32 protein-coding genes and 1 pseudogene are annotated in these 25,899 nt (G+C 61.9%); 24 read left to right on the top strand and 9 right to left on the bottom strand.

The genetic code is table 11. From position 1 onward, the window contains the following. Window positions 1-7 precede the first annotated feature (7 nt). Together MK745_RS09865 and MK745_RS09860 are read left to right on the top strand one after the other, a co-directional pair. Window positions 8-1,294 carry a lipoprotein-releasing ABC transporter permease subunit gene (locus MK745_RS09865; RefSeq protein ID WP_243613124.1) on the top strand — a complete coding sequence of 429 codons (1,287 nt, stop codon included), beginning with the start codon at window positions 8-10 and terminating at the stop codon, window positions 1,292-1,294. Next, on the top strand, window positions 1,287-1,970 hold the full coding sequence (locus MK745_RS09860) for an ABC transporter ATP-binding protein (protein ID WP_243613123.1): 684 nt from the start codon (window positions 1,287-1,289) through the stop codon (window positions 1,968-1,970). The genes MK745_RS09865 and MK745_RS09860 overlap by 8 nt, the downstream gene beginning before the upstream one ends. A 3-nt stretch (window positions 1,971-1,973) precedes the next feature. Here the strand turns inward: MK745_RS09860 and MK745_RS09855 are convergent, their stop codons facing one another. Then, window positions 1,974-2,420: a DMT family transporter gene (locus tag MK745_RS09855; RefSeq protein ID WP_243613122.1), complete on the bottom strand. Its 447-nt coding sequence runs from the start codon at window positions 2,418-2,420 to the stop codon at window positions 1,974-1,976. Between the two features lie 22 nt (window positions 2,421-2,442). Further along, entirely contained in the window at window positions 2,443-2,853 is a 411-nt protein-coding gene (locus tag MK745_RS09850) for a PaaI family thioesterase (protein ID WP_347813648.1), read from the bottom strand. A gap of 146 nt (window positions 2,854-2,999) precedes the next feature. Between MK745_RS09850 and MK745_RS09845 the strand changes: the two genes are divergently transcribed. Genes MK745_RS09845 through MK745_RS09835 form a run of 3 tightly spaced genes read left to right on the top strand, consistent with a single transcriptional unit; the run spans window position 3,000 to window position 4,209 of the window. Further along, entirely contained in the window at window positions 3,000-3,365 is a 366-nt protein-coding gene (locus MK745_RS09845) for a c-type cytochrome (RefSeq protein ID WP_243613121.1), read from the top strand. A 26-nt stretch (window positions 3,366-3,391) separates the two neighbouring features. Next, the gene (locus MK745_RS09840) at window positions 3,392-3,802 is read left to right on the top strand and encodes a c-type cytochrome (RefSeq protein WP_243613120.1); all 411 of its coding nucleotides are present in this window, start codon (window positions 3,392-3,394) and stop codon (window positions 3,800-3,802) included. Continuing rightward, entirely contained in the window at window positions 3,799-4,209 is a 411-nt protein-coding gene (locus tag MK745_RS09835) for a c-type cytochrome (RefSeq protein ID WP_243613119.1), read from the top strand. Before MK745_RS09840 ends, MK745_RS09835 begins: the two co-directional genes overlap by 4 nt. A gap of 19 nt (window positions 4,210-4,228) precedes the next feature. Here the strand turns inward: MK745_RS09835 and MK745_RS09830 are convergent, their stop codons facing one another. The 3 genes from MK745_RS09830 to MK745_RS09820 all read right to left on the bottom strand — a co-directional run bounded on the left by MK745_RS09830 (window position 4,229) and on the right by MK745_RS09820 (window position 6,231). Further along, window positions 4,229-5,296 carry a YeeE/YedE family protein gene (locus MK745_RS09830; RefSeq protein ID WP_243613118.1) on the bottom strand — a complete coding sequence of 356 codons (1,068 nt, stop codon included), beginning with the start codon at window positions 5,294-5,296 and terminating at the stop codon, window positions 4,229-4,231. Between the two features lie 54 nt (window positions 5,297-5,350). Then, a complete protein-coding gene (locus MK745_RS09825) occupies window positions 5,351-5,689 on the bottom strand; it encodes an ArsR/SmtB family transcription factor (protein WP_243613117.1) in 339 nt (112 codons plus the stop codon). Between the two features lie 173 nt (window positions 5,690-5,862). Beyond that, on the bottom strand, window positions 5,863-6,231 hold the full coding sequence (locus tag MK745_RS09820; protein ID WP_243613116.1) for a thioredoxin family protein: 369 nt from the start codon (window positions 6,229-6,231) through the stop codon (window positions 5,863-5,865). Window positions 6,232-6,304: 73 nt separating this feature from the next. Here MK745_RS09820 and MK745_RS09815 point away from each other — a divergent pair, with 73 nt between their 5' ends. The 16 genes and pseudogenes from MK745_RS09815 to MK745_RS09740 all read left to right on the top strand — a co-directional run bounded on the left by MK745_RS09815 (window position 6,305) and on the right by MK745_RS09740 (window position 19,950). Continuing rightward, window positions 6,305-7,045: a cytochrome c biogenesis CcdA family protein gene (locus MK745_RS09815; protein ID WP_243613115.1), complete on the top strand. Its 741-nt coding sequence runs from the start codon at window positions 6,305-6,307 to the stop codon at window positions 7,043-7,045. Window positions 7,046-7,080: 35 nt separating this feature from the next. After that, on the top strand, window positions 7,081-7,659 hold the full coding sequence (locus MK745_RS09810; protein ID WP_243613114.1) for a thioredoxin family protein: 579 nt from the start codon (window positions 7,081-7,083) through the stop codon (window positions 7,657-7,659). A 196-nt stretch (window positions 7,660-7,855) separates the two neighbouring features. Next, complete coding sequence (soxX, locus tag MK745_RS09805; RefSeq protein ID WP_243613113.1) at window positions 7,856-8,332, top strand: sulfur oxidation c-type cytochrome SoxX; 477 nt, start codon at window positions 7,856-7,858, stop codon at window positions 8,330-8,332. A gap of 37 nt (window positions 8,333-8,369) precedes the next feature. Continuing rightward, entirely contained in the window at window positions 8,370-8,786 is a 417-nt protein-coding gene (soxY, locus tag MK745_RS09800; RefSeq protein ID WP_243613112.1) for a thiosulfate oxidation carrier protein SoxY, read from the top strand. An 18-nt stretch (window positions 8,787-8,804) separates the two neighbouring features. After that, the gene (soxZ, locus tag MK745_RS09795) at window positions 8,805-9,134 is read left to right on the top strand and encodes a thiosulfate oxidation carrier complex protein SoxZ (protein WP_243613111.1); all 330 of its coding nucleotides are present in this window, start codon (window positions 8,805-8,807) and stop codon (window positions 9,132-9,134) included. Between the two features lie 75 nt (window positions 9,135-9,209). Further along, a complete protein-coding gene (gene soxA, locus MK745_RS09790; protein WP_243613110.1) occupies window positions 9,210-10,064 on the top strand; it encodes a sulfur oxidation c-type cytochrome SoxA in 855 nt (284 codons plus the stop codon). Between the two features lie 113 nt (window positions 10,065-10,177). Continuing rightward, window positions 10,178-11,875, top strand: a complete 1,698-nt coding sequence (gene soxB, locus MK745_RS09785; RefSeq protein WP_243613109.1) for a thiosulfohydrolase SoxB — start codon at window positions 10,178-10,180, stop codon at window positions 11,873-11,875. A gap of 76 nt (window positions 11,876-11,951) precedes the next feature. Further along, window positions 11,952-13,229, top strand: coding sequence for a sulfite dehydrogenase (gene soxC / locus MK745_RS09780; protein WP_411028137.1), 1,278 nt, complete (start codon window positions 11,952-11,954; stop codon window positions 13,227-13,229). Then, window positions 13,213-13,848 (top strand): annotated as a pseudogene (locus MK745_RS09775) (c-type cytochrome); the annotation flags it as partial. The gene soxC and the pseudogene MK745_RS09775, both read left to right, overlap by 17 nt. A gap of 272 nt (window positions 13,849-14,120) precedes the next feature. Next, window positions 14,121-14,822, top strand: coding sequence for a c-type cytochrome (locus tag MK745_RS09770; protein WP_243613108.1), 702 nt, complete (start codon window positions 14,121-14,123; stop codon window positions 14,820-14,822). Between the two features lie 29 nt (window positions 14,823-14,851). Continuing rightward, complete coding sequence (locus MK745_RS09765; RefSeq protein ID WP_243613107.1) at window positions 14,852-16,123, top strand: NAD(P)/FAD-dependent oxidoreductase; 1,272 nt, start codon at window positions 14,852-14,854, stop codon at window positions 16,121-16,123. 322 nt (window positions 16,124-16,445) lie between these two features. Continuing rightward, the gene (locus MK745_RS09760) at window positions 16,446-17,075 is read left to right on the top strand and encodes an ATP-dependent Clp protease proteolytic subunit (protein WP_243613106.1); all 630 of its coding nucleotides are present in this window, start codon (window positions 16,446-16,448) and stop codon (window positions 17,073-17,075) included. A gap of 143 nt (window positions 17,076-17,218) precedes the next feature. Continuing rightward, window positions 17,219-18,481 (top strand): ATP-dependent Clp protease ATP-binding subunit ClpX, encoded by a 1,263-nt coding sequence (gene clpX, locus MK745_RS09755; RefSeq protein ID WP_243613105.1) that lies wholly within the window; start codon window positions 17,219-17,221, stop codon window positions 18,479-18,481. A 101-nt stretch (window positions 18,482-18,582) separates the two neighbouring features. Then, a complete protein-coding gene (locus MK745_RS09750) occupies window positions 18,583-18,966 on the top strand; it encodes an NADH:ubiquinone oxidoreductase subunit NDUFA12 (protein ID WP_243613104.1) in 384 nt (127 codons plus the stop codon). A gap of 19 nt (window positions 18,967-18,985) precedes the next feature. Beyond that, window positions 18,986-19,435 carry an outer membrane lipid asymmetry maintenance protein MlaD gene (gene mlaD, locus MK745_RS09745; RefSeq protein WP_243613103.1) on the top strand — a complete coding sequence of 150 codons (450 nt, stop codon included), beginning with the start codon at window positions 18,986-18,988 and terminating at the stop codon, window positions 19,433-19,435. Continuing rightward, complete coding sequence (locus MK745_RS09740; RefSeq protein WP_243613102.1) at window positions 19,432-19,950, top strand: DUF2155 domain-containing protein; 519 nt, start codon at window positions 19,432-19,434, stop codon at window positions 19,948-19,950. The genes mlaD and MK745_RS09740 overlap by 4 nt, the downstream gene beginning before the upstream one ends. Here MK745_RS09740 and aat read toward each other — a convergent pair. The 4 genes from aat to MK745_RS09720 form a co-directional block, all read right to left on the bottom strand. After that, window positions 19,890-20,543, bottom strand: coding sequence for a leucyl/phenylalanyl-tRNA--protein transferase (gene aat, locus MK745_RS09735; protein WP_243613101.1), 654 nt, complete (start codon window positions 20,541-20,543; stop codon window positions 19,890-19,892). The two genes, MK745_RS09740 and aat, sit on opposite strands and share 61 nt — an antisense overlap. After that, window positions 20,543-21,895: an acetyl-CoA carboxylase biotin carboxylase subunit gene (accC, locus tag MK745_RS09730; protein ID WP_243613100.1), complete on the bottom strand. Its 1,353-nt coding sequence runs from the start codon at window positions 21,893-21,895 to the stop codon at window positions 20,543-20,545. The genes aat and accC overlap by 1 nt, the downstream gene beginning before the upstream one ends. A gap of 10 nt (window positions 21,896-21,905) precedes the next feature. Continuing rightward, window positions 21,906-22,406: an acetyl-CoA carboxylase biotin carboxyl carrier protein gene (accB, locus tag MK745_RS09725; RefSeq protein WP_243613099.1), complete on the bottom strand. Its 501-nt coding sequence runs from the start codon at window positions 22,404-22,406 to the stop codon at window positions 21,906-21,908. A gap of 153 nt (window positions 22,407-22,559) precedes the next feature. Continuing rightward, window positions 22,560-23,102, bottom strand: a complete 543-nt coding sequence (locus MK745_RS09720; protein WP_243613098.1) for a helix-turn-helix domain-containing protein — start codon at window positions 23,100-23,102, stop codon at window positions 22,560-22,562. A gap of 112 nt (window positions 23,103-23,214) precedes the next feature. Between MK745_RS09720 and MK745_RS09715 the strand changes: the two genes are divergently transcribed. From MK745_RS09715 to MK745_RS09705, 3 genes are all read left to right on the top strand, one after another. After that, window positions 23,215-24,726 (top strand): class I adenylate-forming enzyme family protein, encoded by a 1,512-nt coding sequence (locus MK745_RS09715; protein WP_243613097.1) that lies wholly within the window; start codon window positions 23,215-23,217, stop codon window positions 24,724-24,726. Beyond that, complete coding sequence (locus MK745_RS09710; RefSeq protein ID WP_243613096.1) at window positions 24,723-25,526, top strand: 3-hydroxybutyrate dehydrogenase; 804 nt, start codon at window positions 24,723-24,725, stop codon at window positions 25,524-25,526. The genes MK745_RS09715 and MK745_RS09710 overlap by 4 nt, the downstream gene beginning before the upstream one ends. A gap of 274 nt (window positions 25,527-25,800) precedes the next feature. Next, on the top strand, window positions 25,801-25,899 hold a 99-nt coding region (locus tag MK745_RS09705; RefSeq protein WP_279391780.1), incomplete at its 3' end, for a CoA-transferase.

Raw genomic sequence — 25,899 nt, 5'->3', positions numbered from 1 at the left:
AGCAGACATGGCAGGCACACCCCCTCCTTTTGCCGCGTTCGAGTGGATGATCGCGTGGCGTTACCTTCGTGCGCGGCGCGCCGAGGGCGGCGTGAGCGTGATGACTTGGATCAGCCTTGTCGGGATCACGCTTGCGGTGTTCGCACTGATTGCGACGCTGGCGGTGCGCTCGGGATTTCGGGCAGAATTCGTCGACACGATCCTTGGCTCTAACGCCCATGTGACGGTCTACCGCTCGGGCGAAGTTGCCGAGAACGGCCGCATTGATCGCACGATTCAGGATTTCGAAGCCGTGGCCGAGCGCCTGCGCGAGGTGCCGGGCGTGGTGCGCGCGGCGCCACTCGTCAAGGGGCAGGTCATGTCCAACCTGCGCAACCGTAACGCCGGCGTGGAAGTTTTTGGAATCCGGCAGGAAAACCTTGCCGAGTTGCCTCGGATCGCGGACCCGGAAACTGGACGAGGCGACATCGCGCGCTTCGAGGAGGGCATCGCCATCGGCTCGGGTGTGGCGCAGGAACTGGGCGCCATCGTCGGCGACCGGATCAAGCTCATCTCGCCCAATGGCGTTAAGACGGCCTTTGGCACATCGCCACGCGTGAGTGCCTACGAGGTGGTCTATATCTTCTCGGCGGGGCGCTATGACATTGACCGCACGCGCGTCTACCTACCCTTTGCCGAGGCGCAGAACTTCTTTGACCGCGACGGTGTGGCGGACGAAATTGAAGTGATGGTTGAGGCGCCGGAAAAGGTCGCCGACATGTCCGTGGCTCTGTTGCGGGCGGGCGGCGATCGCACGCTGCTCTGGACATGGAAAGACGCCTCGGGCGGGTTCCTGCGAGCGCTCGAGGTCGAGGACAACGTGATGTTCATCATTTTGTCGATCCTCGTGTTGATCGCGGCGATGAATATCGTCTCAGGTCTCATTATGTTGGTAAAGAACAAGGGGCGCGATATCGGTATACTGCGCACCATGGGGCTCTCCGAGGGATCGGTTCTCAGAGTATTCTTTATCTGCGGGGCGTTTACGGGCCTTATTGGAACCTTTTTTGGCGTGCTGCTCGGATGTCTTTTTGCGATCTATATTGATCCAGTGTTCGCTTTTGTAAACATGATGATGGGCGGTGGCGTCTGGGATCCGTCCATTCGCGGCATTTATCAGCTCCCTGCAAAGCTTGAATTCGCGGATGTGATGAGCGCGGTTGGCCTGTCGCTTGGGCTATCATTTGGGGTGACGATCTTCCCGGCGCGCCGGGCGGCGCGGATGAACCCGGTGGAGGCGTTGCGCTATGAGTGATCCGATCCTGCGCCTGAGCGGCGTCGAGAAGAGCTATAACAAAGGTTTGGAGAGCGAAGTCAACGTGCTTGGCGGTATCGACCTCGAGATCGCGGCGGGCGAAATCGTTGCCCTTGTCGCGCCCTCCGGCGCCGGGAAATCAACGCTGCTGCACATCGCTGGATTGCTCGACACGCCGGATGCGGGAGAGGTCGCCATCGCTGGCGAAGTGCTCACCGGGCGCTCGGATCGCAAACGCACTTCTGCGCGTCGGCGCGATATCGGATTTATCTATCAATTCCATCACTTATTGCCCGAGTTTAATGCGATGGAGAATGTGTCTCTGCCGCAATTGGCAAATGGTATTTCCCGCAAGGAGGCTGACGCACGGGCGCAGGATTTGCTCGCGCGGGTGGGTGTTGCTGAGCGCGCAGATCATCGTCCGGCGGCGCTTTCGGGCGGTGAACAACAGCGGGTTGCTTTCTGCCGTGCGCTCGCCAATGCGCCGCGTCTTTTGCTCGCGGACGAGCCGACAGGAAACCTTGATCCGACGACCTCGGATCAGGTCTTTGACACGCTCATGGGATTGGTGCGCGAGACCGGTCTTGCGGCGCTGATCGCGACGCATAACCTTGATCTGGCGCGTCGGATGGACAGGGTTCTGCGGCTCGATGCAGGCGGGCTCACATCCGCCTGACTATCAGGCCTGTTGCGTGAGCCAGACGCCTGCCGCCATCAAGGCGATGCCGCCGGACCGTGTGAGCGAGAGCGGAGAGACTTGCGCACCGAAAAGTCCGAAATGGTCAATCGCGGCGGCCGAGATCAATTGCCCCAGAAGCACGAAGAACACCGCGTTGCCGACGCCGAAATGCGGCGCGACATAGGTGATCGACAGCACGTAGAAGGCCACGAGCAGACCCGCGAGAAAGAGGTGTTTCGGTGCGCCAGAGGCCTTGGCGAGTGCCGGTGCGCTGCCGGTCAGGACAAGCGTGACGACCGCCGCCGAGAGCGCCACGAGAAACAGGATCACCCCCGCCGCCACGGGCGCGCCGAGGCGTTGGCCGAGGGCGGCGTTGAGCGCGGCAAGCACAGGGATGCCGATTCCTGCGGCGAGCATAGTGGTGGCGTAGATGCTGGTCGGCGGCATGGGCGCGTCCTCGTGTGATCGATCAAGGGTTGTAGAAGGTGGCGGTGGCCGTGGCCACGGGCTTGTCATCGGGAAGCGCGACCATCGTCGCGCGGGTGAACAGAAGCGCCTTGCCCGCGCGCACGATCTCCGCATCGCAGCGGATACGCTCGCCTTTTCCGGGGCGCAGGAACTGGAGGTCGAGATTCGTGGTGGCGACGGGGGCGGGGGCTTGAAAATGGCCAATCGCGGCAAAGACCATCGCCGTATCCGCCATGGCGGCGAGCGCTTGGCCTGAGACGATTCCGCCAAAGCGGGACAGCTCGGGGGTGATCGGCATCGAGAGCGTGGCGCCGGAGGGCGAGATCTCGTCGATCGTCAGGTCGAGCGCCCGAACCCACGGCGCGAAATACTCGCCCAGAATCGTCTGGGCCTGTGCCGGTGTCATGCTCATGGTGCGCGTCTCCCCCCGCGAATGTCCTGTCGTAGGCGAGAATGGCGGTTGTTCCGGGAAATGTCACCTGCATATGATCGGGATCAAGGCGCGCCCTTGTGATGGGCTCGATCATGGGGCCACAGGACGACAGGAGAAAGCGACGGATGCGGCGAGCATTGGGAATAGCGGCACTGGCCCTTGCGGGCGTTGTGATTGGATGTGCGTCGGTCGAGTCACGTGGCCGCACGGTCTATGATCTGCATTGCGTGATGTGTCATGGAGAGAGCGGGCGCGGTGATGGATATTTTGCCGACCAGCTTCTGAGCCTGCCGCCCGATCTGACGCGTCTTGCGCGCGAGAATGGCGGGACGTTTCCGGCGACACGGGTGGCGCTTTCGATCACAGGCGAGGGCCGGGATGCGCACTTTAGCGGGGCGATGCCTGATTTCTCGGATCTGGATGTGTCGGGGATCGCACCGGATAGTCAGCTTGAGGCAGTGGTCGCCTATCTTGAGAGCATCCAGCAATAGACCCCTTTTCGGGGGAGGAGAGCGAGATGAAATACTTACCTGCATTGACAGCTTCGGCCGTGTTGAGCGTGCTTGGCGCTTGTCTTGGGGCCGCCGAAGGCGATCCGGAACGGGGCGAGGCGCTTTATCTTGAGCATTGTGTCGCCTGTCACGGCGTCGATCTTGAGGGCAAGGGGCCGATGGCGGGGGTGATGATCATCAAGCCCTCCGACCTGACGGCGCTCAGTGCCGGAAACGACGGGGTCTTTCCGCTTGTCCGGGTCATCAAGCGGATCGACGGGCGCGACCCGCTGGTCTCGCACGGGAGCCCGATGCCGGTCTATGGTTCGCTCTTTGAGGGGCGCGATCTCGCGCTGAAGACCGAGACGGGCCAGCCGATCATGACAAGCCAACCGGTGGCCGATCTTACGGTCTACCTTGAGGGGGTGCAGAAATGAAAACGGCGCTGACGATCTTGGCCACGGGCGGAGCCGTGGCGGTGCTTCTGGCGTGTACGGCATATGAAATGCCCGAGAACCGCGAAGGCCGGGCAATCTATGACGCGCATTGCGCCATGTGTCATGGCGCGGATGGGCGCGGGCAGGGGGATGTCGCGGCGGGCATGGTGCCGGCGCCTGCGGACCTGACCACCTTGGCGCGCGGCAATGGCGGCGCCTTCCCGGTCAACCGCGTGCTGAGCCAGGTGGATGGCTATCTCAAGGGCGAGGGCGGGGATGACATGCCGGAGTTTGGCGAGTTGCTCGAGGGCGATCTCGTCCCGGTCGAGACCGATGACGGCACGCTTACGCCCACACCGCGCCCGCTTGCGGCGCTTCTGGCCTATCTCGAGACGGTGCAGCGGTAAGGAAGGCGTCCGCCCGCGATTATTCCGCGGGCTGGAAGCCTTCGATCAACTGGCGCAGACCAATGGCCGCCCCGGCAAAGATCGCGAGGAAGGTGACCGGCGCGGAAATCGCCAGAAGCGAAAAGGCGGTGATGCCTTGCCCCACAGTGCAACCGATGGCGAGGATCGCGCCCGCGCCCATGATCATCGCGCCGACGATCTGACGGCGGAGTTCGCGCGGGTCTTCGCAGGCTTCCCAACGGAAATGCCCCCGGATCATCGACCCGATGAAGGCCCCGAGCCAGACTCCCGCGACCGATCCCACCGCAAAGGAGAGCGGGCGCACCGAGCCATTCATGGCCCAGAGGATGCTTTCGCCCACCGGGGCGGAGAAACTATGCGACACGAGCGGCGTGGCGCTGAAACTATTGCTGGAGACCCATTGGCTTCCGGCCCAGCCCGAGACCACGGCAAGGCCCACGGCAACGGCCCAGAAGATCGATTTCGGCTCGCGTAGCATTTCACGCGAGGCCAGCGCGCCGATGAGGATCAGCGCCCCGATGGCAAGGCCGACAAAGGCCGGGGCAACCCCGGTCCATGCGCCAAGCTGATGCGCGATGCTGGGCGGAACGGCACTTGTGACTTCGATTTGTGGAAAGGCCCAGTTGCGCAGGGGCGCAAGCGGCCCGGCGAGGACAACGTAGGTCGAAACCCCCATCACAAGGACGATCACAAAGCTGCGCAGGTCGCCGCCGCCAAGCCGCGCAATCGCGCCATAACCGCAGTTCCCTGAAAGCGCCATGCCATAGCCGAACATCAGCCCCCCGAGCACCGAGGCCAGCGGCATCCAGCGGATCGAGTAGTAGAAGGAGGCTTCCGGTTCGAGATGCCCCGATGCAATGAGCGTGAAGGAGCCAAGCACTGCGGTGCCGATGGCAATGCCCCACATGCGCATGCGCAGGTCGGAGCCACCGTAGAGAAGGTCTTCAATCGCGCCGAGGGTGCAGAACCGTCCAAGTCGCGCCGCAAGTCCGAGGACCACGCCCCCGAGACAGCCCAATAGGGCGACCATATTGGCGCCGCCCAGATATTCCAAAAGTGCCAGCATGTCCGGTTGCTCTCCTCAGGTACCGGTGTGCGTGTCCCGATCCCCGAGGCGCGGTCAGTCGTTACCGTTGCAGAAGAGATCGTAGACCACTTCGAGTATACGCCTTGGACGGTGATCCGCCAATCTATAATAGATCGTCTTGCCTTCGCGGCGCGGAATGACGAGCCCTTCGAGGCGCAGGCGGGAGAGTTGCTGCGAGACGGCGGCCTGCCGAGCCGAGAGGAGGTCTTCGAGTTCGGTCACTGATTTCTCGCCATTGACGAGGTGACAGAGGATCATCAATCGACCTTCGTGGCTGATTGCTTTCATGAAGTTCGAGGCCTTGGTCGCATTGGCGACCATGGCGTCCATTTCTTCGTCGCTGATGTCGTCGTTGAACACCGGAAGTGCCATGGGATCTGTCCTCGCTCCTGTCGGGTCCCCGTGTTGGGGAGGCCGGGCCTCTTTGTGCCTTCGCGGGTGCCTGTTTCGGACCCGGGCCGTCGTTTCTATCCCTCATGCAACGCTGTTTCGGGGGGCGTCTATCCGGAACGCTGCGTCGCGTTGGGCGGTCCGGCGCCTGTGTCTTAACGGGTGCTGCCTTCGAATGCAGTGTTGTCGGCCAGCATCTTTTCGATATGCCACCAGAAAAAATCCTCACCCGGATAGCCTTCGAGACGGGCAACCTCCCGGCCTTCGTCGATCAGAAGGAAGGTCGGCGTGTAGTTGATCGCGCGCGCATAGCGAAGATCGTCCGGTGCCTTGCGAAGGTCCTCGCGGCGCAACGGCGCAAACTGCCCGGCCTCGGTCTTGGGGTAGATCGGGGCAATCTCCTCGTTCCAGAGGCGACAGGTATAACAGCCTTTCTGCTCGACGATGACAAGCTCCACGGCCCAGGCGGGCAGGAGAGAGCCAAACAGAAGGGCGACAGACAAGAGCACAGAACGTAGCGTCATGAAAAATCCGGTAGACGAGCGCATTACGCAAAATATAATTTGAATATATGCATAAGGCAAGGAGGAGGGGAGGATGCTTGAAATATCCTTCGTGGGAGCGGCCGTTGCCGGGCTTCTATCGTTTTTCACACCCTGTGTTCTACCCATGGTGCCGTTTTACCTGTGCTACATGGCCGGGATCTCCATGTCGGAACTGCAAGGCGACGGCGGAATCGCCAAGGGGGCGCAACGCCGCCTGGTGATCTCTGCGATCTTCTTTGCGCTTGGGGTGACCACGATCTTCGTGCTGCTCGGCATGGGGGCAACCGCGCTCGGTCAGGCCTTCGCCCAATGGAAACAGCCCCTGTCCTATGCGGCGGCGGCGCTTCTGGCGCTGTTTGGTCTGCATTTCCTTGGCATCCTCAAGATCGGCCTGTTTTACCGCGAGGCCAAGATCGAAAGCACCGCCGAACCCAAGACCATCCTTGGCGCCTATGTCATGGGCTTGGCCTTCGGCTTTGGCTGGACGCCCTGCGTTGGCCCGGCGCTGGCCTCGATCCTGATGGTGGCCTCAGGCATGGGCGATCTGTGGCGCGGCGCGCTTTTGCTCTTCGTCTATGGTCTTGCCATGACCGCCCCCTTCATCATCGCCGCGCTGTTTGCCCAGCCGTTCCTGAAGTGGATGCACCGCAACCGCCGCTATCTGCCTTACGTGGAAAAAGTGATGGGGGTGATGCTGCTCATCTTCGCTATACTCATCGCGACCAATAGCGTGAATCACATCGCCAACTTTATGATCGAATACGGGCCGTCCTGGCTTTCGGGGATCGGCTGATCGCAATGTCATCAGTGCCAGGGGAGGGACCATATATGACACGCCTTTTCACAGCTTTTCTCGCCGTTCTCTTTGCCGTGCCGGTTTGGGCCGCGGATGTGGATGCGGACGGCCTGCACAAGGTCGATTGGTATCAGGACACCTGGAAAGACCTGCAAGAAGACTTTGCCACGGCCAAGGAAGAGGGCAAACGCCTTCTCATCATCGTAGAGCAGCGCGGCTGCATATATTGCCGCGAGATGCACGAGACCTCCTTCAAGGATGAGAAGGTGCAGGCGCGCCTGACTGAGGATTACTATCCGATCCGCATCAACCTGCACGGCGCGACCGAGATGGTCGACACCGATGGCGAAGCGATGGAGGAACGCGCGGCGGCGCGCAAATGGGGGGTGATGTTCACGCCCACTATGATCTTCATGCCGCCGGACCTGGACGAAGAAACCCCCGCGATCCGCCAGGCCGTTGCCGTCATGCCGGGCGCGTTCAAGCCGGGCACGACATATGACCTGCTGACATGGGTGCTCGAAGAGCGCTATCTCGACCAGTCCGAAGAGGATTTCCAGCGCTACCATGCGCGGATGATTCGGGAGCGTCGCGCCGAGCAGGGCGATTGAATCCAAAACATGCGGCGCGCGGATATGATTATTGCGCGCGCCGGGGTCTATTGAAAACAAATGAAAAGCCGCTCTGGCCCGCGATTTCGCGTGCAATTATTCACTAACGTGAATTTGTTGTTGCGTTAAGGGGGACCGGTAGCCTACGGTATACCGAGCTTACCTAGCCAGAGTAAGGTAGCCAAAGGGAGGAAACATGAAGCTTTCGACATTGACACTGGTGGCCTCGCTTGCCGCCGGCACCGCAATCGCCGGCCCGGTGGCCCCTGCCGATGTGGCCTATACGGAATATGGCGCCGTGGAAACATCGCTGTCGGGCACTGCGGGCGATCCCGCGAACGGTGCCAAGGTGATGACCACGAAATCGCTGGGCAACTGTATTGCTTGCCACCAGGTCACCGCGTTGAGCGAAGCGCCGTTCCACGGGAACGTCGGTCCGTCGCTGGACGGGGTTGGTGATCGCTGGAACCTTGCCGAACTGCGCGGCATCCTCAGCAACGCCAAGAAGACCTACGAGGGCACCGTGATGCCGGCCTATTATGTTGTCGACGGGTTCACCCGTCCGGGCAACGCCTATACCGGCAAAGCAGCGGAAGGTCCGCTGGATCCGCTCCTGAGCGCCCAGCAGATCGAAGATGTAATCGCTTTCCTCTCGACACTCAAAGACGAGTGACGAGGGACACATAAACTTAATACCCAAGGAGAATCAGATGGACTTCACGAGACGTGAAACTCTGGCACTCGGTGCAGGGGCGGCGGCGCTGACCGTTCTTCCCTTCCGTGTGCACGCTGCCGCCGACGAAGCGATCGCAGCATTCACCGGCGGTGCGGACGTTGCCGATGGCGGCGTTGACCTGACCGCCCCGGAGATCGCTGAGAACGGCAACACCGTTCCGATCAGCGTTGATGCAGAGGGCGCCGTGTCGATCCTGCTGCTCGCAACGGGCAACCCGACCCCGGGCGTTGCGACCTTCAACTTCGGCGAGTTGGCTGGCTCGCAGATGGCGTCGACCCGTATCCGTCTTGCCGGCACCCAGGACGTGGTTGCCATTGCCAAGATGGCGGACGGCTCGTTCGCAAAGGCATCGTCGACCGTCAAAGTCACCATCGGCGGCTGCGGCGGCTAATCAGAGGAGAATAGGAACATGGCATCTGGTGTGAAACCCCGCGTCAAAGCTCCGAAGAAGGCAGAAGCCGGCGAAGTTGTGACCATCAAGACCCTCATCTCTCACAAGATGGAATCGGGTCAGCGCAAGGACAAAGAGGGCAACCTCATCCCGCGTTCGATCATCAACCGTTTTACCTGCGATTTTAACGGTAAGAACGTGATCGACGTGACCCTTGAGCCCGCGATCTCGACCAACCCGTATTTCGAATTTGAAGCGACGATCCCGGAAGCGGGTGAGCTCAAGTTCACGTGGTATGACGACGATGGCGACGTGTACGACGAAACCAAAGCTGTCGCTATCGGCTAAATCTGGCCGCTAGACCAAGGCACATCTGTCCTGCCCCCACGAGAGGGGCAGGGCGGTTCCAAGGGAGGAAATGCGATGAAATTCAAGGCAACAACTGCGATTGCCGCACTTGTGATCTCGCTGCCGGCGTTGGCGCTGGCGGATCCGGACGACGACACGCTCGTCCTCAATGGCGAGACAGAAATGGTCACCAAGACCGCCGCGCCGGCACACCTGTCGGACGCACTGGACACCATCATGTCGGGCTGGCACTTCCGCTCGGATGAGACCCAGGTGATGCAGGCAGATGATTTCGACAACCCCGGCATGATCTTCGTCGAACAGGCGATGGATGACTGGAACACCGAGATGGGCACCAAGGGCAAGTCCTGCGCGTCCTGCCACGGTGACGTCGAAGAAAGCATGAAAGGCGTCCGCGCTGTCTATCCGAAATGGAATGACAGCAAGGAGAAAGTCTACACCATGGAGATGCAGATCAACGACTGCCTCACCGACGGTATGGGCGCAGAAGCCTGGAAGAAATCCGGCGCACAAATGGCCCGTATGGAGGCTCTGATCTCCGTGCAGTCGCGCGGCATGCCGGTCAACGTGGCGATCGACGGCCCGGCCGAAGCGACCTGGGAGTGGGGCAAAGAGCTCTACTATACCCGCACTGGTCAGCTCGACCTGTCCTGCGCGTCCTGCCACGAAGAAAACTATGGCAACCACATTCGCTCGGACCATCTCAGCCAGGGCCAGATCAACGGCTTCCCGGTGTATCGTCTGAAGAACGCGAAACTCACCACAGCCCACGGTCGCTTCAAGGGCTGCGTGCGCGATACCCGCGCCGAGACCTACAAGCCGGGTTCGGACGAGTTCGTCGCGCTTGAGCTTTATGTCGCCTCGCGCGGCAACGGCCTCTCGGTCGAAGGGCCCTCGGTCCGCAACTAACACCGCAAAGGCCCGCTCCCGAGCGTAAAACGGGGCGGGCCTTTGTTACATGTAATGAATTCACACATGCGAATATAAGCTGTGTGAGCAACAGATTGAAAGGCGCCTCGTCTATGATCTCTCGTCGCGATTTTCTTCAGGTCTCTATGGCGGCTTCGGCCATGGTCGGTGCGTCCGGCTTTGGCAATTGGGCCCGCCTCGCAGCGCAGCAAACGCTCACTCAGGATGACCTGCTTCAGTTTGACACCTACGGGAATGTCTCGCTCATCCACGTGACCGACATCCACGCCCAGCTGATGCCGATCTATTTCCGCGAGCCCGAGATCAACCTTGGCGTTGGCGATGCCCGCGGGCAGGTGCCGCACGTGACCGGTGCGGATTTCCGCAAGATGTATGGCATCGAAGATGGTTCGATGTCGCATTACGCCCTGACCTATAACGACTTCACCTCGCTGGCGCAGGCCTATGGCCGCGTCGGTGGCATGGATCGGGTGTCTACTGTGATCAACGCGATCCGCGCGGACCGCCCCGATGCGCTCCTGCTCGACGGTGGCGATACGTGGCACGGCTCCTACACCTGCTATCAGACGCAGGGGCAGGACATGGTCAATGTGATGAACGCGCTGAAGCCTGACGCGATGACCTTCCACTGGGAATTCACCCTCGGCTCCGAGCGTGTGAACGAGATCGTCGAAGGCCTGCCCTTCGCAGCCCTCGGCCAGAACATCTTTGACGCCGAATGGGACGAGCCCGCAGAACTGTTTCCTCCCTACAAGTTCTTCGAGCGCGGTGGCGTCAACATCGCCGTCATCGGTCAGGCCTTCCCCTATATGCCGATCGCCAACCCCGGCTGGATGTTCCCGGAATACTCCTTCGGGATTCGCGACGAGCACATGCAGCAGATGGTCGACGAAGTTCGCGCCAAGGGCGCAGAGTGCGTCGTCGTGCTGTCGCACAACGGTTTCGACGTGGACAAGAAGATGGCGGGCCGCGTCAAGGGTATCGACGTGATCCTCTCCGGGCACACCCACGACGCCCTGCCGGAACCGGTCCTCGTTGGTGAAACCATCGTTGTCGCCTCCGGCTCGAACGGCAAGTTCGTCTCCCGCGTCGACCTCGACATCCAGAATGGCAAGATGATGGGCTTCCGTCACAAGCTGATCCCGATCTTCTCGGACGTGATCACGCCAGACCCGGTTGTCACCAAGGTCATCGAGGAACAGCGCGCGCCCTATCTCGATCAACTGACCGAAGTGATCGGCCAAACCGACTCGCTTCTCTATCGTCGCGGCAACTTCAACGGCACCTGGGACGACCTGATTTGCCAGGCGCTCATCGAAGAGCGCGAGGCCGACATCTCCATGTCGCCCGGCGTGCGCTGGGGTCCGTCGATCCTGCCGGGTCAGGACATCACCCGCGAGGATATCTGGAACGTGACCTCGATGACCTATGGCGAGGCCTATCGCACTGAAATGACAGGTGAATTCATTCACGTGATCATGGAAGACGTGGCCGACAACCTGTTCAACGTCGACCCCTATTACCAGCAGGGCGGCGACATGGTTCGGATCGGTGGCATGGGCTACAAGATCGACGTTTCCAAGCCGCAGGGCTCGCGCATCTCCGAGATGACGCTGCTCAAGACCGGCGAGGCGATCGACCCCTCGAAGACATATCAGGTCGCGGGCTGGGCCTCGGTCAACGAAGGCACCGAAGGACCGCAGATCTGGGATGTGGTGGAAAACCACATCCGCAAGAAGGGCACGGTTCACGTCGAACCGCATGAAAACGTGAAGGTGACCGGGGTCTGATCCGGCACCACAGATTGACACATCCGGCTGACTATTTCGTCAGCCGGGCAATTGGATGAAAAGGAGGCATAGCCAGATGACAATGAGCTTCAAAGGCAAGCCCTCGCGCCGCGCGTTCCTCAAGGGCGCTGTCGCGGCCGGTGGCACCCTTGCCAGCGCCAGCGTGGCCAAGGCCGAGGCCGATCCGCTGATCACCGAGGTCCAGGATTGGGCGTCCTATACCGGCGACGGTGTGGATGCGACCCCCTACGGTCTTCCGATCGAGTTCGAATCGGACGTGGTGCGCCGGAACGTGGAATGGCTGACCGCAGACACGATCTCGTCGATCAACTTTACCCCGATCCACGCGCTGGACGGCACGATCACCCCGCAGGGCTGTGCGTTTGAACGCCACCACTCGGGCGCGATTGAGCTGCGCAAGGAAGACTACCGCCTGATGATCAACGGCCTTGTCGATACGCCGCTGGTCTTCACCTACGAAGATCTCGAACGCTTCCCGCGCGAGAACCACGTGTATTTCTGTGAATGCGCCGCCAACACCGGCATGGAATGGGCCGGCGCGCAGCTCAACGGCGCCCAGTTCACCCACGGCATGATCCACAATATGGAATATTCCGGCGTTTCCCTGCGCACCCTGCTCGAAGAAGCAGGCCTCGATGCCGCGGGCGAGCTCAAGGACAAATGGGTCTATGTCGAAGGCGCGGACGCCTCCTCGAACGGTCGCTCGATCCCGATGGAAAAGGCGCTCGATGACGTGCTCGTCGCGTTCAAGGCCAACGGCGAAGCGCTGCGCATGGAGCATGGCTATCCGGTGCGCCTCGTGGTGCCGGGTTGGGAAGGCAACATGTGGGTCAAGTGGCTGCGTCGCATCGAAGTCACCGACATGCCCATCGAGAGCCGCGAAGAGACGTCGAAATACACCGACACGCTCGAAGACGGCACCTCGCGCAAATGGACTTGGGTCATGGACGCCAAATCGGTCGTCACTTCGCCCAGCCCGCAATCGCCGATCAAGCACGGCAAAGGCCCGCTGGTCGTCACCGGCCTCGCATGGTCGGGCCGTGGTGCGATCACCGGCGTGGACGTGTCGCTTGACGGTGGCATGACCTGGCAAGAAGCACGCCTCGGCGCACCAGGGACCGACAAGGCGCTGACCCGCTTCTATCTCGACATCAACTGGAACGGTGAAGAGATGTTCCTCCAGTCGCGTGCGCGGGACTCGAGCGGCTATATCCAGCCGACCAAGGCCCAGCTTCGCGAAGTGCGTGGCCTGAACTCGATCTATCACAACAACTGTATCCAGACCTGGTGGGTCAAATCGAACGGGGAGGCAGAGAATGTCGAAGTTTCTTAATCTCGTAGCCGGAACAGCACTGGCATCGAGCCTGATCGCCGCGCCCGTGATCGCAGGGGAATACGGCCTTGGCCGCCCGGCGCTCGAGGAAGAGATCGCCGCGTGGGATCTCGACGTGGCTCCCGACGGCACCGGCCTTCCCGAAGGTTCGGGCAATGCCTATGACGGCGAGGAAATCTTCGCCGACTATTGCGCCGCCTGCCACGGCGACTTTGCCGAGGGTGTCGACAACTGGCCGAAACTGGCCGGGGGTATGGATACGCTGAACCATGATGACCCGCTGAAGACCGTGGGCTCCTACTGGCCGTATCTCTCGACGACCTTCGACTATGTGCGCCGCTCGATGCCGTTTGGCTCGGCCCAGACGCTGACCAATGACGAGGTCTATGCGATCGTGGCCTACATCCTCTACTCGAACGACCTCATTGATGATGAGTTCGAGCTCTCGAAAGAGACCTTCCTCGACGTGGAGATGCCGAACGCTGGTGGCTTTATCGTTGACGATCGCGAAACTTCGGAAGCGCATTTCTGGACCGATGAACCCTGCATGGAGAACTGCAAGGACAAGGTCGAAATCACCATGCGCGCCGCCGTTCTCGACGTGACGCCGGAGGACGAAGAGTAATCTTCGCCTTGGCCCGAAAATGGGCCGGAAGACAGCTTTGAAAAGCAGCCTCTGCGGGGGCTGCTTTTTGCGTTTTGGACCCACCGCCGCCGCGCCGCGCCGCAGCATCACATGGGCGTGATTTCGCATCTGGGAGAAAAGATTAACCTATTGGTAAAAAAGAGTTTTCATGGCGCGCAGAAAGTATGCGAATTTCCGCATTTTTTGCCCGAAATCCGTGCAAAATATGTTGATCGAGTCGGGGAAATGGCGCAGGCTTGGAAGCTATGAAAAAGACAATTTTACTTTCTGCGATTTGCGCGCTGGGATTGGCCCTTTCGGCCCGTGCCGAAGAGATCGGCGACCCCGACAAAGGGGCCAAGCTCTGGAACCAATGCAAAGGCTGCCACCAGATTGGCGCCGGTGCGGAAAACCGCATCGGCCCGCAGTTGAATGGCATTTTCGGCCGCCGCGCCGCCTCGGTCGAGGATTTTCGGTATTCCAAGTCGATGGCGCGGGCGGGCAAGGATGGCCTTGTCTGGCGGCTCGAGACGCTCGACGCATATATTCACAACCCCAAAGCGCTCGTTTCCGGCACGCGGATGAGCTACCGCGGCCTCAAGGACGATGGCGACCGGGCCGATCTTCTCGCGTTTCTGCGCTCGAAATCGGACAACCCGGCCAACATTCCCGAGGCCGAACCGACCGCCGAGCCGAACTATCCCCACCTCGATCCCGAAGTGCTCGCGATGGAGGGCGATCCGGCCTATGGTGAGTATCTGTCGAGCGAATGCACGACCTGTCACCAGCGCGACGGCTCGGACCAGGGGATTCCCTCGATTATTCAATGGCCGCAGGAAGATTTCGTCATCGCCATGCACGCCTACAAACAGAAATTACGTCCGCACCCGGTCATGCAGATGATGGCCAGCCGGCTTTCGGACGAAGAGATTGCGGCGCTCGCTGCATATTTCGAAACGCTCGAATAACCCGGGCGTTCCATAGGGAGGAGACCAGAATGACTTTGAACAGACGGAAATTCCTTGGTGTGGCCGCAGCCACGACCGCCGCATCGCTCTCCGCGCCGCAGGTCTGGGGCATGTCGTCCGGCAAGCCGCGCGTCGTCGTGATCGGCGGCGGGGCAGGCGGGGCCACTGCGGCACGCTATATCGCGAAGGATAGCAAGGGCGAGATCGACGTGACCCTCGTCGAGCCGACCCGCACCTATTACACCTGTTTCTTCTCCAACCTCTACATGGGCGGTTTCCGTTCGCTGGAGTCGATTGCCCATACCTATGGCACGCTGGCGGCCGAATATGGCATCAACGTTGTGCATGACTGGGCCGTGGGCGTCGATCGCGATGCCAAGACGGTGAGCCTCGCAGGTGGGGCCAAGCTGCCGTATGATCGGCTGATCCTGTCGCCGGGTATTGATTTCGTCGATGGTGCCGTGCCGGGCTGGGACGTGAGCAAGCAGAACAAGATGCCCCATGCCTATAAGGCCGGGTCGCAATCCGAACTGCTCAAGCGGCAGATCGAATCCATGCCGCAGGGCGGCACCTATGCCATGGTCGCCCCGCCGAACCCGTTCCGTTGCCCGCCGGGGCCGTATGAGCGGATTTCGATGGTGGCGCATGTGCTGAAAGAGAAGAACCCGACCGCGAAGATCATCATCGCCGACCCCAAGCCGAAATTCTCCAAGATGGCGCTGTTCCAGGATGGCTGGAGCCGGCACTACGATGGCATGATTGAATGGCTCGGCCCGGATTTCGGCGGCGGCAATGTCGAGGTCAACGCCGACGAGATGACGCTCTCGATCGATGGCGAAGTGACCAAGGTCGATGTTTGCAACGTCATCCCGGCGATGAAAGCGGGCCGGATTTGCGAAATGGCGGGCATCACCGAAGGCAACTGGGCGCCTGTGAGCGGCCACACCATGCAGAGCCGCGTTGACGAGAACATCCACGTGCTCGGCGACGCCACCAACCAGGGCGACATGCCAAAGTCGGGTTTCTCGGCCAACAGCCAGGCCAAGGTTGCGGCAATGGCGGTGCGCGGTGCGCTCACCGGGTCCAAGGTCTTCCCGGCGAAGTTCACCAACACATGCTGGTCGCTCATCGACTCCAACGATGGCGTGAAGGTCGGGGCCTCCTATCAGGCGACCGACGAGAAGATCGCCAAGGTCGATGGCTTCATCTCCAAGGTGGGCGAGGACGCGGACCTGCGCCAGCGCACCTTCGAGGAGAGCGTCGGCTGGTATGCGGGTATCACCACCGACATGTTCGGCTGATCTCACGGCCGACACCTCACACCGGAAGGGCGCCCTTTGTGGCGCCCTTCTTGTTGCTGGCCCTTCCTGTTGCTGGGTGGAGCGCGCCCGCAGGGCGCGCGCAGGGGGAGCGCCTTGTCAGGCGCGGAGCAGGGGGCGCGGCCCCCTCGCGATGCTTTTGCGAGGCAAAACCTTCGCTCACCCCCGGAGTATTTTCACAAAGGGGAAGCCGGGGGATGCGGCGAATTTTACGGGGTGCTCTTGCAGCCCCCTCGGGGCAGCACTAAGACTCTTGTATTAGGCTTTGGCCGAAGCGATGCACGCGAACAACAGGCAGGCGGATATGACAGACCCTTTCGAGACATATATGAACACCCTCGTGCCCATGGTGGTCGAGCAAACAAGCCGCGGCGAGCGCGCGTATGACATTTTCTCGCGCCTGCTCAAGGAGCGGATCATCTTCGTCAACGGCCCCGTCCATGACGGCATGTCGAGCCTGATCGTGGCGCAGCTTCTGCACCTCGAGGCCGAGAACCCGTCGAAAGAAATTTCGATGTATATCAACTCGCCCGGTGGTGTGGTGACGTCTGGTCTCTCGATCTATGACACGATGCAGTATATCCGCCCCAAGGTCTCGACCCTTGTGATCGGGCAGGCGGCGTCGATGGGCTCGCTTCTGCTGACGGCAGGCGCGCCGGGGATGCGCTTTTCGCTCCCCAATAGCCGGATCATGGTGCACCAGCCCTCGGGCGGCTATCAGGGTCAGGCGACGGATATCATGATCCACGCCGAGGAAACCCTGAAGCTCAAGAAACGCCTGAACGAGATTTACGTGCGCCACACGGGCCAGAAGCTCAAGGCCGTGGAAGCCGCGCTCGAACGGGACAACTTCATGAGCCCCGAAGACGCCAAAGATTGGGGTCTTATTGACGAAATCGTCGAGTCGCGCGCCAAGGGCGACGACGAGGCGTAAGGGTTTGCGCCCCTTGGACAGCCGTTCGAGGGGCGCTAAATTCGCCCATTGTAGCCCGTTTCAAGCTGCCTTAGACTTGGGTGAGACGAAGACGCGACGCAGATTGCCCCCGGCATTTATCGCGGGGGACCGAAAGGTAGGACATGTCGAACAACTCCGGTGACAGCAAGAACACCCTCTATTGCAGCTTCTGCGGCAAGAGCCAGCACGAGGTACGCAAACTGATTGCCGGGCCGACCGTGTTCATCTGTGATGAATGCGTTGAACTTTGCATGGACATTATCCGCGAAGAGACCAAGTCGAGCGGCCTCAAGGCGTCTGAAGGCGTGCCGACGCCGCAGGAGATCTGCGATGTGCTCGACGATTACGTGATCGGTCAGGCGATGGCCAAGCGTGTGCTCTCGGTCGCGGTGCACAACCATTACAAGCGTCTCAACCACGCGCAAAAGAGTGGCGATATCGAGCTTTCGAAATCGAACATCCTTCTGATCGGTCCGACGGGCTGTGGTAAGACGCTGCTGGCGCAGACATTGGCGCGCATCCTTGATGTGCCCTTTACCATGGCCGATGCCACGACGCTCACCGAGGCGGGCTATGTCGGCGAGGATGTGGAGAACATCATTCTCAAGCTGTTGCAGGCGTCGGAATATAACGTCGAGCGCGCACAGCGCGGCATCGTCTATATCGACGAGGTCGACAAGATCACCCGTAAGTCGGAAAACCCCTCGATCACCCGCGATGTCTCGGGCGAGGGGGTGCAGCAGGCGCTCTTGAAGCTCATGGAGGGTACTGTCGCCTCCGTGCCGCCGCAGGGCGGACGCAAGCATCCGCAGCAGGAATTCCTTCAGGTCGACACCACCAACATCCTCTTCATCTGTGGCGGGGCCTTTGCCGGTCTCGACAAGATCATCGCGCAGCGTGGCAAGGGCTCGGCGATGGGCTTTGGCGCCGATGTGCGCGACAATGACGATCGCGGTGTGGGCGAACTCTTCAAAGAGCTCGAGCCGGAAGATCTTTTGAAATTCGGCCTGATCCCGGAATTTGTCGGTCGTCTGCCGGTTCTGGCGACGCTCGAGGATCTCGACGAGGATGCGCTTGTGACGATCCTGACCGAGCCGAAGAACGCGCTTGTGAAGCAGTATCAGCGCCTGTTCGAGCTTGAAGATGCGGCCCTGACCTTTACCGATGATGCGCTCAAGGCGATCGCCAAGCGCGCCATTCAGCGCAAGACAGGCGCCCGTGGCCTGCGGTCTATCCTCGAGGATATCCTTCTCGACACCATGTTCGAACTGCCCGCGATGGAGAGCGTCAAGGAAGTGGTTGTGAACGAAGAGGCCGTGACCTCGGAGGCCGCGCCGCTGATGATCCATGCCGAGGCCGACAAGGAATCCGCCACCGCGGGCTGATGTCGCGCGGTGCAAGGCGGGAAGGTGCTGTCCGGGTGGTCTACTGACTGGACCTCCGATCCAATTTGCGGCATATCGGGTGCAGACCATCGGAGACGAACATGGGCATTCTGAGCACGATCAACGGCATCTTCACCTGGTGGAACGGGGCGACCCTCAACACCCGTCTTTTTACCCGTCGCAAGGGCATCAAGGTCGGCGAAGATGATCAGGGCAACGTCTATTACCACACCAAGGATGATTCCAAGCGCTGGGTGATCTTCAACGGCGAGGCCGAGGCAAGCCGCATCAGTGCCGATTGGCATGGCTGGCTGCATCGCACCTTTGACGAGATCCCGTCGGAAAAACCGCTGCCGCACAAGGCTTGGGAAAAACCGCATGTGGAGAACCTGACCGGGACGGCGATGGCCTATGCGCCCGCCGGGTCGATCCGCAAGGGCGCTCCGGCCGACCGCCGGGACTACGAAGCCTGGGTGCCGGAATAACCAAGGGAACACGCGCGATATGTCTGCCCACCGCACAGAAGTGACCGTTGGGGCCGCCGTTGTGGCGGTCGCTGCAGGGTTTCTCATCTACGCGAGCCAGTTTACCGGCGTCTCGTCGGGCAATGCGGGCTACCCGCTCTCGGCCTCCTTCCGCTCGCTCGAGGGGGTGACGGTCGGCACGGATGTGCGCCTTGCGGGGGTCAAGATCGGCTCGGTCACGGGCATCTCGCTCAACCCCCAGACCTTCCGCGCCGATACCGAATTCACCATCAAGGACGGCATCATCCTGCCTGACGACAGCGCCGTGGTGATCTCTTCCGAGGGCCTCCTTGGCGGCAACTTCGTCGAGATCCTGCCGGGGGGGTCGCCCTTCAATTTCGAAGAAGGCGCCGAGATCGAGGACACGCAAAGCGCGGTGAGCCTGGTCGGCCTGCTGATGAAATTCGTGACTGGCGGGGACGACGAGTGATCCGCCGGACCGCCCTGTCGCTTTTGCCGCTGATCCTCGCGACGCCGCTCGCGGCGCAGTCGATCACTGTCGAATCGCTCGATCCGACAGAGCCGCCCGTCATCATCGAACAGCCCGACCGCGAGGTCTTTTCCCTCTCACCGCTGGAAGAAGACCTCGGGCGCGTGACTTCGGAACTGGTCACGCCTGTGGTGACCGGCACCGGCGCTCAACTGCGCGGCCTTGACAAGCTCAACGGCAAGACCGTCGATTTCACCTTGGACAACGGCTATAGCGTGATGTTCGGCGACCTGCGCGTTGATCTTGCCGAATGTCGCCACCCCGAGGACAACGCCGCCGGTGAGGCCTTTGCGTTTCTGACGATCTATAGCGGCGAGGAAGCGTCCGAGCCGCCAGTCTTCCAAGGCTGGATGATCGCCTCATCCCCGGCGCTCTCGGCGCTGGACCACGCGCGCTATGACGTTTGGGTGCTGCGCTGCAAGACACCCGCCGCCGAATCCGGCGAGACCGAGTAGAAATCCGCATCCACCTCGAGCGCCTCGGCCAGTGCCGCGCGATACGCGGCGCGGGGAATCTCGATCGCCCCAAGCGAGGCGAGATGCGGCGTGATGAATTGCGTATCAAAAAGCACATAGCCACAGCGACGCAGGTGATCGACAAGCCAGGCCAGCGCGATCTTTGAGGCGTCGCGGGCGCGCGAGAACATGCTTTCCCCGAAAAAGGCGCGCCCAAGCACGACACCATAAACCCCACCGATCAGGCGTCCTTCGCGCCACACCTCGATGGAATGGGCCTGTTGGCGGAGATGCAGCTCTGTGTAGAGGGCGTGGATCGGCGCGTTGATCCAAGTGTCTGTCCGGTCGGCACAGGCGCTGAGCACCCCTTCGAAATCCGCATCGAGCGTGACCTCATAGTCGGCCCGACGGATCGCCTTGGCAAGCGAACGGGAGATATGGAAGCCGTCGAGCGGAAACACCCCGCGCATCACCGGATCGACCCAGAAAATCTCTGGGTCGTCGCGGTGTTCGGACATGGGAAATACGCCGCTGGCGTAGGCGCGCATGAGAAGAGACGGTGTGATCTCCGTCTCAGGCGCGCCGTCGCTCATCAGCCATCGGCCATGTTCGACTCGAGCCAATGTTCGAGCCAATGGATGTTGTACTCGCCGCTATGGATCGAGTCTTCCTGAAGCAGGGCGGCAAACAACGGCAGCGTGGTATCGATCCCGTCGATGATGATCTCGCCAAGCGCCCGGTTGAGCCGCGCCAGCGCTTCGGCCCGGTCGCGCCCATGCACGATGAGTTTGCCAATGAGCGAGTCATAGTAGGGCGGGATCGAATAGCCATCATAAAGCGCCGAATCCATCCGCACACCAAGCCCGCCGGGGGCGTGGTATTGCGTGATCCTGCCGGGGCAGGGGGCGAAATTCGGCAGGCGCTCGGCGTTGATCCGGACCTCGATCGCGTGGCCATTGATCGCAAGATCGTCCTGTGTGAACGACATCGGCAGGCCCTCGGCGACGCGAATTTGTTCGCGCACGAGGTCGACGCCAAAGATCGCTTCGGTCACCGGGTGTTCGACCTGAAGGCGGGTGTTCATCTCGATGAAATAGAACTCGCCATTCTCGTAAAGGAACTCGATTGTGCCCGCGCCGATATAGTTGATCTTGGCGACAGCGTCGGCACAGATCTTACCGATCCGCGCGCGTTCCTCTTCCGAGATACAAGGGCCGGGGGCCTCTTCGAAAACCTTCTGGTGACGGCGCTGGAGCGAACAGTCCCGCTCGCCAAGATGCACCGCGTTGCCCTTGCCGTCCCCAAAGACCTGAATCTCGATATGGCGCGGCGTGGTGAGGTATTTCTCGATATAGACTTCGTCGTTGCCGAAATTCGCCTTGCCTTCCGCACGTGCGGTCTGGAACGCGGATTTCATCTCTTCTGCGGTGTGGGCGACCTTCATCCCCTTGCCGCCGCCGCCGGCGGTGGCCTTGATGATGACCGGATAGCCGAACTCTTCGCCGATCTTGAGCGCCGCATCGAGGTCGGGCACGCCGCCCTCGGAGCCGGGCACACAGGGCACGCCAAGCGCTTTCATCGTGTCCTTGGCGGTGATCTTGTCGCCCATGACGCGGATGTGTTCCGCGGTCGGGCCGATAAAGGTCAGGCCGTGATCCTCGATGATCTGCACGAAATTGGCGTTCTCCGACAGAAAGCCATAGCCGGGGTGGATCGCTTGCGCACCGGTGACCTCACAGGCGGCAATCACCGATGCCATGTTGAGATAGCTCTCGGTGCTCGAAGGCGGGCCGATACAGACGCTCTCGTCGGCCATGCGCACGTGCATGGCGTCGGAATCGGCGGTCGAGTGCACGGCAACGCTCTGGATGCCCATTTCGCGGCACGCACGGATGACGCGCAGGGCGATCTCTCCGCGGTTGGCGATCAGGATTTTGTCAAACATGGCCACGCCCTTATTCGAGGATGACCAGCGGCGCGCCGTATTCGACCGAGTCGCCGTCGCCCACGAGGATGCGCTTGACGGTGCCAGCCTTGGGAGCGGGAATGTGGTTCATGGTCTTCATGGCTTCAACGATCAGAAGCGTGTCGCCTTCGGAGACCTTGTCACCGACGCTGACGAAGGCCGGTGCGCCCGGCTCGCCCTGAAGGTAGACCGTGCCAACCATCGGCGAGATCACGGCGCCGGGGTGGTTGGCCGGGTCGTCCTCTGCCGGGGCGGCTGCGGCGGGCGCGGCGGCCGGGGCCGCGACGGGGGCTGCCGCCGGTGCGGCGGCCACGGGTGCCTGTGCCACGACGCTCGCGGCGACTTGGGTCTGACGGCTCACGCGCACGTTCAGGCTGTCGTCCTGGCCATATTCGCGCATCACTTCGAGTTCCGTGAGATCGTTCTCCCGCAGAAGCTCTGCAAGGGCCTGAATAAAGGCAACGTCGGTGTCGTGGTTCTTTTTGCTCATCTGTGTCGATCCTCTGCAGCGCTTCGATGCGCGCGTGTTGAGTCTTTTTGGTTTCCCCTGGGTCGGCCTTATATGGCAGAACCGCGCAGGTGAAAAGCGCAGGTGTTCACGTTAACATGGGTCTTTTCGGCCTCATGTCCAAGCCTGTTTTTGCTAGAGCGGCATACCCGAGAGTTTGGCCACAAGCTCTGCAAGCTTGCGCGCCCCGAACTTGCGCAACAGACGCGCGCGGTATTCCTCGACAGTGCGATAGCTGAGGCCAAGCTCGAGCCCGACCTCCTTGCTCGTGAGACCCCGGCAGGTCAGGATCGCCACTTCCCGCTCGCGCTGGGTCAGCTCGACAATGGGGCGCTCTTCCGACAGGTCCGCAAAGGACCAGATGCCGCGCTGAAACGGGTTTTCCGGCGTGAGCGACTGCCCCCGCACCCGGCACCAGAACAACGCCCCGTCACGCCGCCGCATGACGCGCTCGTCATGATAGCGCCCGGTCTCGCGCATGACGGCAAGGCCGCGTTCACCAATGGTCTGGAAATCCTCCTCGCTGGCATAGAACTCGCCAAGCGACACGCCCTCGCAATCCTTCGGGTCTTGCCGGAACATCTCCCCAAAGGCCGTGTTACAGCGCCGGATGATCCGGTTCTCCAGCACGGCAAGCCCCACGGGCGCGAAATCAAAGGCAATCGCATCAAGCTCCATCCACGCACCATGCACCGAAGCGCGGGGGAGGCCAAGGGCCGAGTATTTCTACGAATTGCCCCCGCGCACCGCCCAAGGGTAACTCTCGGCCCACACAGGAGGAGGGGACAACATGAACCTGGCACAATGGCTGGAGCGGGTGGCCAAAGCTGCGCCCGAACGCCCGGCGCTTTTTCACGGACGCGACCTTGATGCGACCTATGGCGAGTTCTACGCCCGCGCCATGGCCGTCGCGGGCTGGCTCAAGGCTGCGGGCGTCGGGCCCGGCGACCGGGTCGGTCTATTCCTGAAGAACCTGCCGCAATACCTCGTCGCGCAATACGGGGTCTGGGCCGCAGGGGCCGCCGTCGTTCCGATCAATGCCAAACTTCACGCGCGCGAAGCCGCATGGATTCTCGACAATGCAGGCGCAGCGCGCTGTTTTACGTCGCCGGGCCTGCACGAGGGGCTTGTCACGGTGAGCGACATTCCCTGCCATGACGTAACCGGCACCGACTTCGAAGCCGCGCTTGCCCATGCCCCGCTCGACACCATCGTGCCGCGCGGCCCCGAAGACCTCTCTTGGCTCTTCTACACCTCCGGCACCACGGGGCGCCCCAAGGGCGTCACCATCACCAACCGCATGCTGCACGCCATGGCGCTGAGCTATTTCGCGGATGTGGACGAGGTCACGGGCGAGGACACCGCCCTCTACGCCGCCCCGATGAGCCATGGTGCGGGTATCTACAACCTGATGCATGTCCTCAAGGGCGCGCGCCATGTGACGCCCGTTTCTGGCGGCTTTGACGAGGCCGAGATTTTCGACCTCGCGCGCCATCACGCCCGCGTCCACATGTTCGCCGCCCCCACCATGGTCAAACGCATGACCGACACCGCCAAAGCCACAGGCGAAAGCGGCGAGGGCCTGCGCACCATCGTTTATGGCGGCGGGCCGATGTATGTCGCCGATATCGTCGAGGCGGTCGACCATTTCGGCCCGATCTTCGTACAGATTTACGGTCAGGGCGAATGCCCCATGTGCATCACGGCGCTCACGCGCGAAGAAGTGGCCGACCGCACCCATCCCGACTGGCAAGCGCGCCTTGCCTCCGTGGGCCGCGCGCAATCCGTGGTCGAGGTTGCGATTGGCGACGCGGACGGCACTCCGCTCCCGGCGGGTGAGGTCGGCGAGATCATGGTGCGCGGCGATGCGATCATGGCAGGCTATTGGCAAAACCCCGAAGCCACGGCCAAGACGGTGGTCGATGGCTGGCTGATGACCGGCGACATGGGGACGCTCGACGCGGGCGGCTACCTGACGCTCAAGGACCGCTCCAAGGATGTCATCATCTCCGGCGGTACCAATATCTACCCCCGCGAAGTCGAAGAGGCGCTTCTGCTGCACCCATCTGTGCGCGAGGTTTCGGTCATTGGCCGTCCCCATCCCGAATGGGGCGAGGATGTGGTCGCCTTCGTGGTCTGCAACGGAGAGATGGACGCCGCCGCGCTTGACGCCCATTGCCTCGACCAGATCGCCCGCTTCAAACGCCCCAAGGCCTATTTCGCCTTGGAGGAACTGCCCAAGAACAACTACGGTAAGGTCTTGAAGACCGAGCTGCGCAGCAAACTGGAGGAACAGGAATGACCGACCTCAAAGGAAAAACCGCCCTCGTGACCGGCTCGGTCCAGGGCATCGGCCTCGCCATCGCAGAAGCTCTGGCAGGTGCGGGCGCGCGGATCGCCGTGCATGGCCTTGCCACCGCCGAAGAGGGCGCCGCGACCTGCCGCGTGCTCGACGCCAAGGGCGCGCCAGAGACCCGCTTCTTTGACGCCGATATGCGTGACCCGGCCGCGATCTCCGCCATGATGGACGACATCGCCGCATGGGGCGGGGCCGACATCCTCGTCAACAACGCCGGTATCCAGCATACCGCCGCCCTCGCCGACATGCCTGCCGAGAAATGGGACGCGATCCTTGCGATCAACCTTTCGGCGGCGTTCCACACCATGCAGGCCGCCATGCCCGGCATGGCCGAACGCGGCTTTGGCCGGGTGATCAATATCGCCTCGGTGCATGGTCTTGTCGCCTCCAAGGAAAAAGCCCCCTATTGCGCCGCTAAGTTTGGCCTCGTCGGTCTAAGCCGCGTCGCCGCGCTCGAGTATGCCAACCAAGGGACCAAAGCGGCGGGCGGTGTGACCGTCAACTGCATCTGCCCCGGCTGGACCGAAACCGCGATCATCGAACCCCAGATCGAAGCCCGCGCCGCCGCGCATGGCGGCGACCGGGATGCCGGGATCGCGGAACTCCTCTCCGAGAAACAGCCCTCGCAACGTACCTCGGACCCTTCGGAGATCGGCGCGCTCGCGCTCTGGCTCTGCAACCCGGTCGCCCATAACATCACGGGAACCTCGATTCCCGTCGATGGCGGCTGGACCGCGCAATAGGGGCGGGGGCGGTGCGTCGGGCCCTGTTCCCCGCCTTCGGGCTTCTCCTCGCCGCCTGTAGCGGCGGGCTGCCGCCCAAAGGGGCCTCTGCGCCCTATGTGCCGCGCTACCCCGATCCCATCGCCGTCACGATGCCCGCGACGGCCCCCTCGATCACCCAGCAATTCCGCGCCCCGGCGAGCGCGCTTGGCGAGGGGCGGGAATGGAGCGATCACAACGGTCTCGATGTGCACGCCCCTATCGGCACACCCGTCCGCGTGAGGAGGCTTGATCCATGGCTTGGGACCGTAACCAGATGGCCGCACGCGCGGCACAGGAACTCGAAGACGGCATGTATGTGAACCTCGGCATCGGTATTCCGACGCTCGTGGCG

The sequence above is a fragment of the Shimia aestuarii genome (assembly GCF_022814865.1).
GTDB classification, from domain to species: Bacteria; Pseudomonadota; Alphaproteobacteria; order Rhodobacterales; family Rhodobacteraceae; genus Shimia; species Shimia aestuarii_A.
Note: the sequence above shows the minus strand (reverse complement) of the source record. Positions and strands in the feature narration are given on the sequence as shown.

Bases quoted from the DNA above. Each gene is read 5' to 3' on its own strand.
- MK745_RS09865 (WP_243613124.1), top strand. From the start codon at position 8: ATGGCAGGCACACCCCCTCCTTTTGCCGCGTTCGAGTGGATGATCGCG.
- MK745_RS09860 (WP_243613123.1), top strand. From the start codon at position 1,287: ATGAGTGATCCGATCCTGCGCCTGAGCGGCGTCGAGAAGAGCTATAAC.
- MK745_RS09855 (WP_243613122.1), bottom strand. From the start codon at position 2,420: ATGCCGCCGACCAGCATCTACGCCACCACTATGCTCGCCGCAGGAATC.
- MK745_RS09850 (WP_347813648.1), bottom strand. From the start codon at position 2,853: ATGAGCATGACACCGGCACAGGCCCAGACGATTCTGGGCGAGTATTTC.
- MK745_RS09845 (WP_243613121.1), top strand. From the start codon at position 3,000: ATGCGGCGAGCATTGGGAATAGCGGCACTGGCCCTTGCGGGCGTTGTG.
- MK745_RS09840 (WP_243613120.1), top strand. From the start codon at position 3,392: ATGAAATACTTACCTGCATTGACAGCTTCGGCCGTGTTGAGCGTGCTT.
- MK745_RS09835 (WP_243613119.1), top strand. From the start codon at position 3,799: ATGAAAACGGCGCTGACGATCTTGGCCACGGGCGGAGCCGTGGCGGTG.
- MK745_RS09830 (WP_243613118.1), bottom strand. From the start codon at position 5,296: ATGCTGGCACTTTTGGAATATCTGGGCGGCGCCAATATGGTCGCCCTA.
- MK745_RS09825 (WP_243613117.1), bottom strand. From the start codon at position 5,689: ATGGCACTTCCGGTGTTCAACGACGACATCAGCGACGAAGAAATGGAC.
- MK745_RS09820 (WP_243613116.1), bottom strand. From the start codon at position 6,231: ATGACGCTACGTTCTGTGCTCTTGTCTGTCGCCCTTCTGTTTGGCTCT.
- MK745_RS09815 (WP_243613115.1), top strand. From the start codon at position 6,305: ATGCTTGAAATATCCTTCGTGGGAGCGGCCGTTGCCGGGCTTCTATCG.
- MK745_RS09810 (WP_243613114.1), top strand. From the start codon at position 7,081: ATGACACGCCTTTTCACAGCTTTTCTCGCCGTTCTCTTTGCCGTGCCG.
- soxX (WP_243613113.1), top strand. From the start codon at position 7,856: ATGAAGCTTTCGACATTGACACTGGTGGCCTCGCTTGCCGCCGGCACC.
- soxY (WP_243613112.1), top strand. From the start codon at position 8,370: ATGGACTTCACGAGACGTGAAACTCTGGCACTCGGTGCAGGGGCGGCG.
- soxZ (WP_243613111.1), top strand. From the start codon at position 8,805: ATGGCATCTGGTGTGAAACCCCGCGTCAAAGCTCCGAAGAAGGCAGAA.
- soxA (WP_243613110.1), top strand. From the start codon at position 9,210: ATGAAATTCAAGGCAACAACTGCGATTGCCGCACTTGTGATCTCGCTG.
- soxB (WP_243613109.1), top strand. From the start codon at position 10,178: ATGATCTCTCGTCGCGATTTTCTTCAGGTCTCTATGGCGGCTTCGGCC.
- soxC (WP_411028137.1), top strand. From the start codon at position 11,952: ATGACAATGAGCTTCAAAGGCAAGCCCTCGCGCCGCGCGTTCCTCAAG.
- MK745_RS09770 (WP_243613108.1), top strand. From the start codon at position 14,121: ATGAAAAAGACAATTTTACTTTCTGCGATTTGCGCGCTGGGATTGGCC.
- MK745_RS09765 (WP_243613107.1), top strand. From the start codon at position 14,852: ATGACTTTGAACAGACGGAAATTCCTTGGTGTGGCCGCAGCCACGACC.
- MK745_RS09760 (WP_243613106.1), top strand. From the start codon at position 16,446: ATGACAGACCCTTTCGAGACATATATGAACACCCTCGTGCCCATGGTG.
- clpX (WP_243613105.1), top strand. From the start codon at position 17,219: ATGTCGAACAACTCCGGTGACAGCAAGAACACCCTCTATTGCAGCTTC.
- MK745_RS09750 (WP_243613104.1), top strand. From the start codon at position 18,583: ATGGGCATTCTGAGCACGATCAACGGCATCTTCACCTGGTGGAACGGG.
- mlaD (WP_243613103.1), top strand. From the start codon at position 18,986: ATGTCTGCCCACCGCACAGAAGTGACCGTTGGGGCCGCCGTTGTGGCG.
- aat (WP_243613101.1), bottom strand. From the start codon at position 20,543: ATGAGCGACGGCGCGCCTGAGACGGAGATCACACCGTCTCTTCTCATG.
- accC (WP_243613100.1), bottom strand. From the start codon at position 21,895: ATGTTTGACAAAATCCTGATCGCCAACCGCGGAGAGATCGCCCTGCGC.
- accB (WP_243613099.1), bottom strand. From the start codon at position 22,406: ATGAGCAAAAAGAACCACGACACCGACGTTGCCTTTATTCAGGCCCTT.
- MK745_RS09720 (WP_243613098.1), bottom strand. From the start codon at position 23,102: ATGGAGCTTGATGCGATTGCCTTTGATTTCGCGCCCGTGGGGCTTGCC.
- MK745_RS09715 (WP_243613097.1), top strand. From the start codon at position 23,215: ATGAACCTGGCACAATGGCTGGAGCGGGTGGCCAAAGCTGCGCCCGAA.
- MK745_RS09710 (WP_243613096.1), top strand. From the start codon at position 24,723: ATGACCGACCTCAAAGGAAAAACCGCCCTCGTGACCGGCTCGGTCCAG.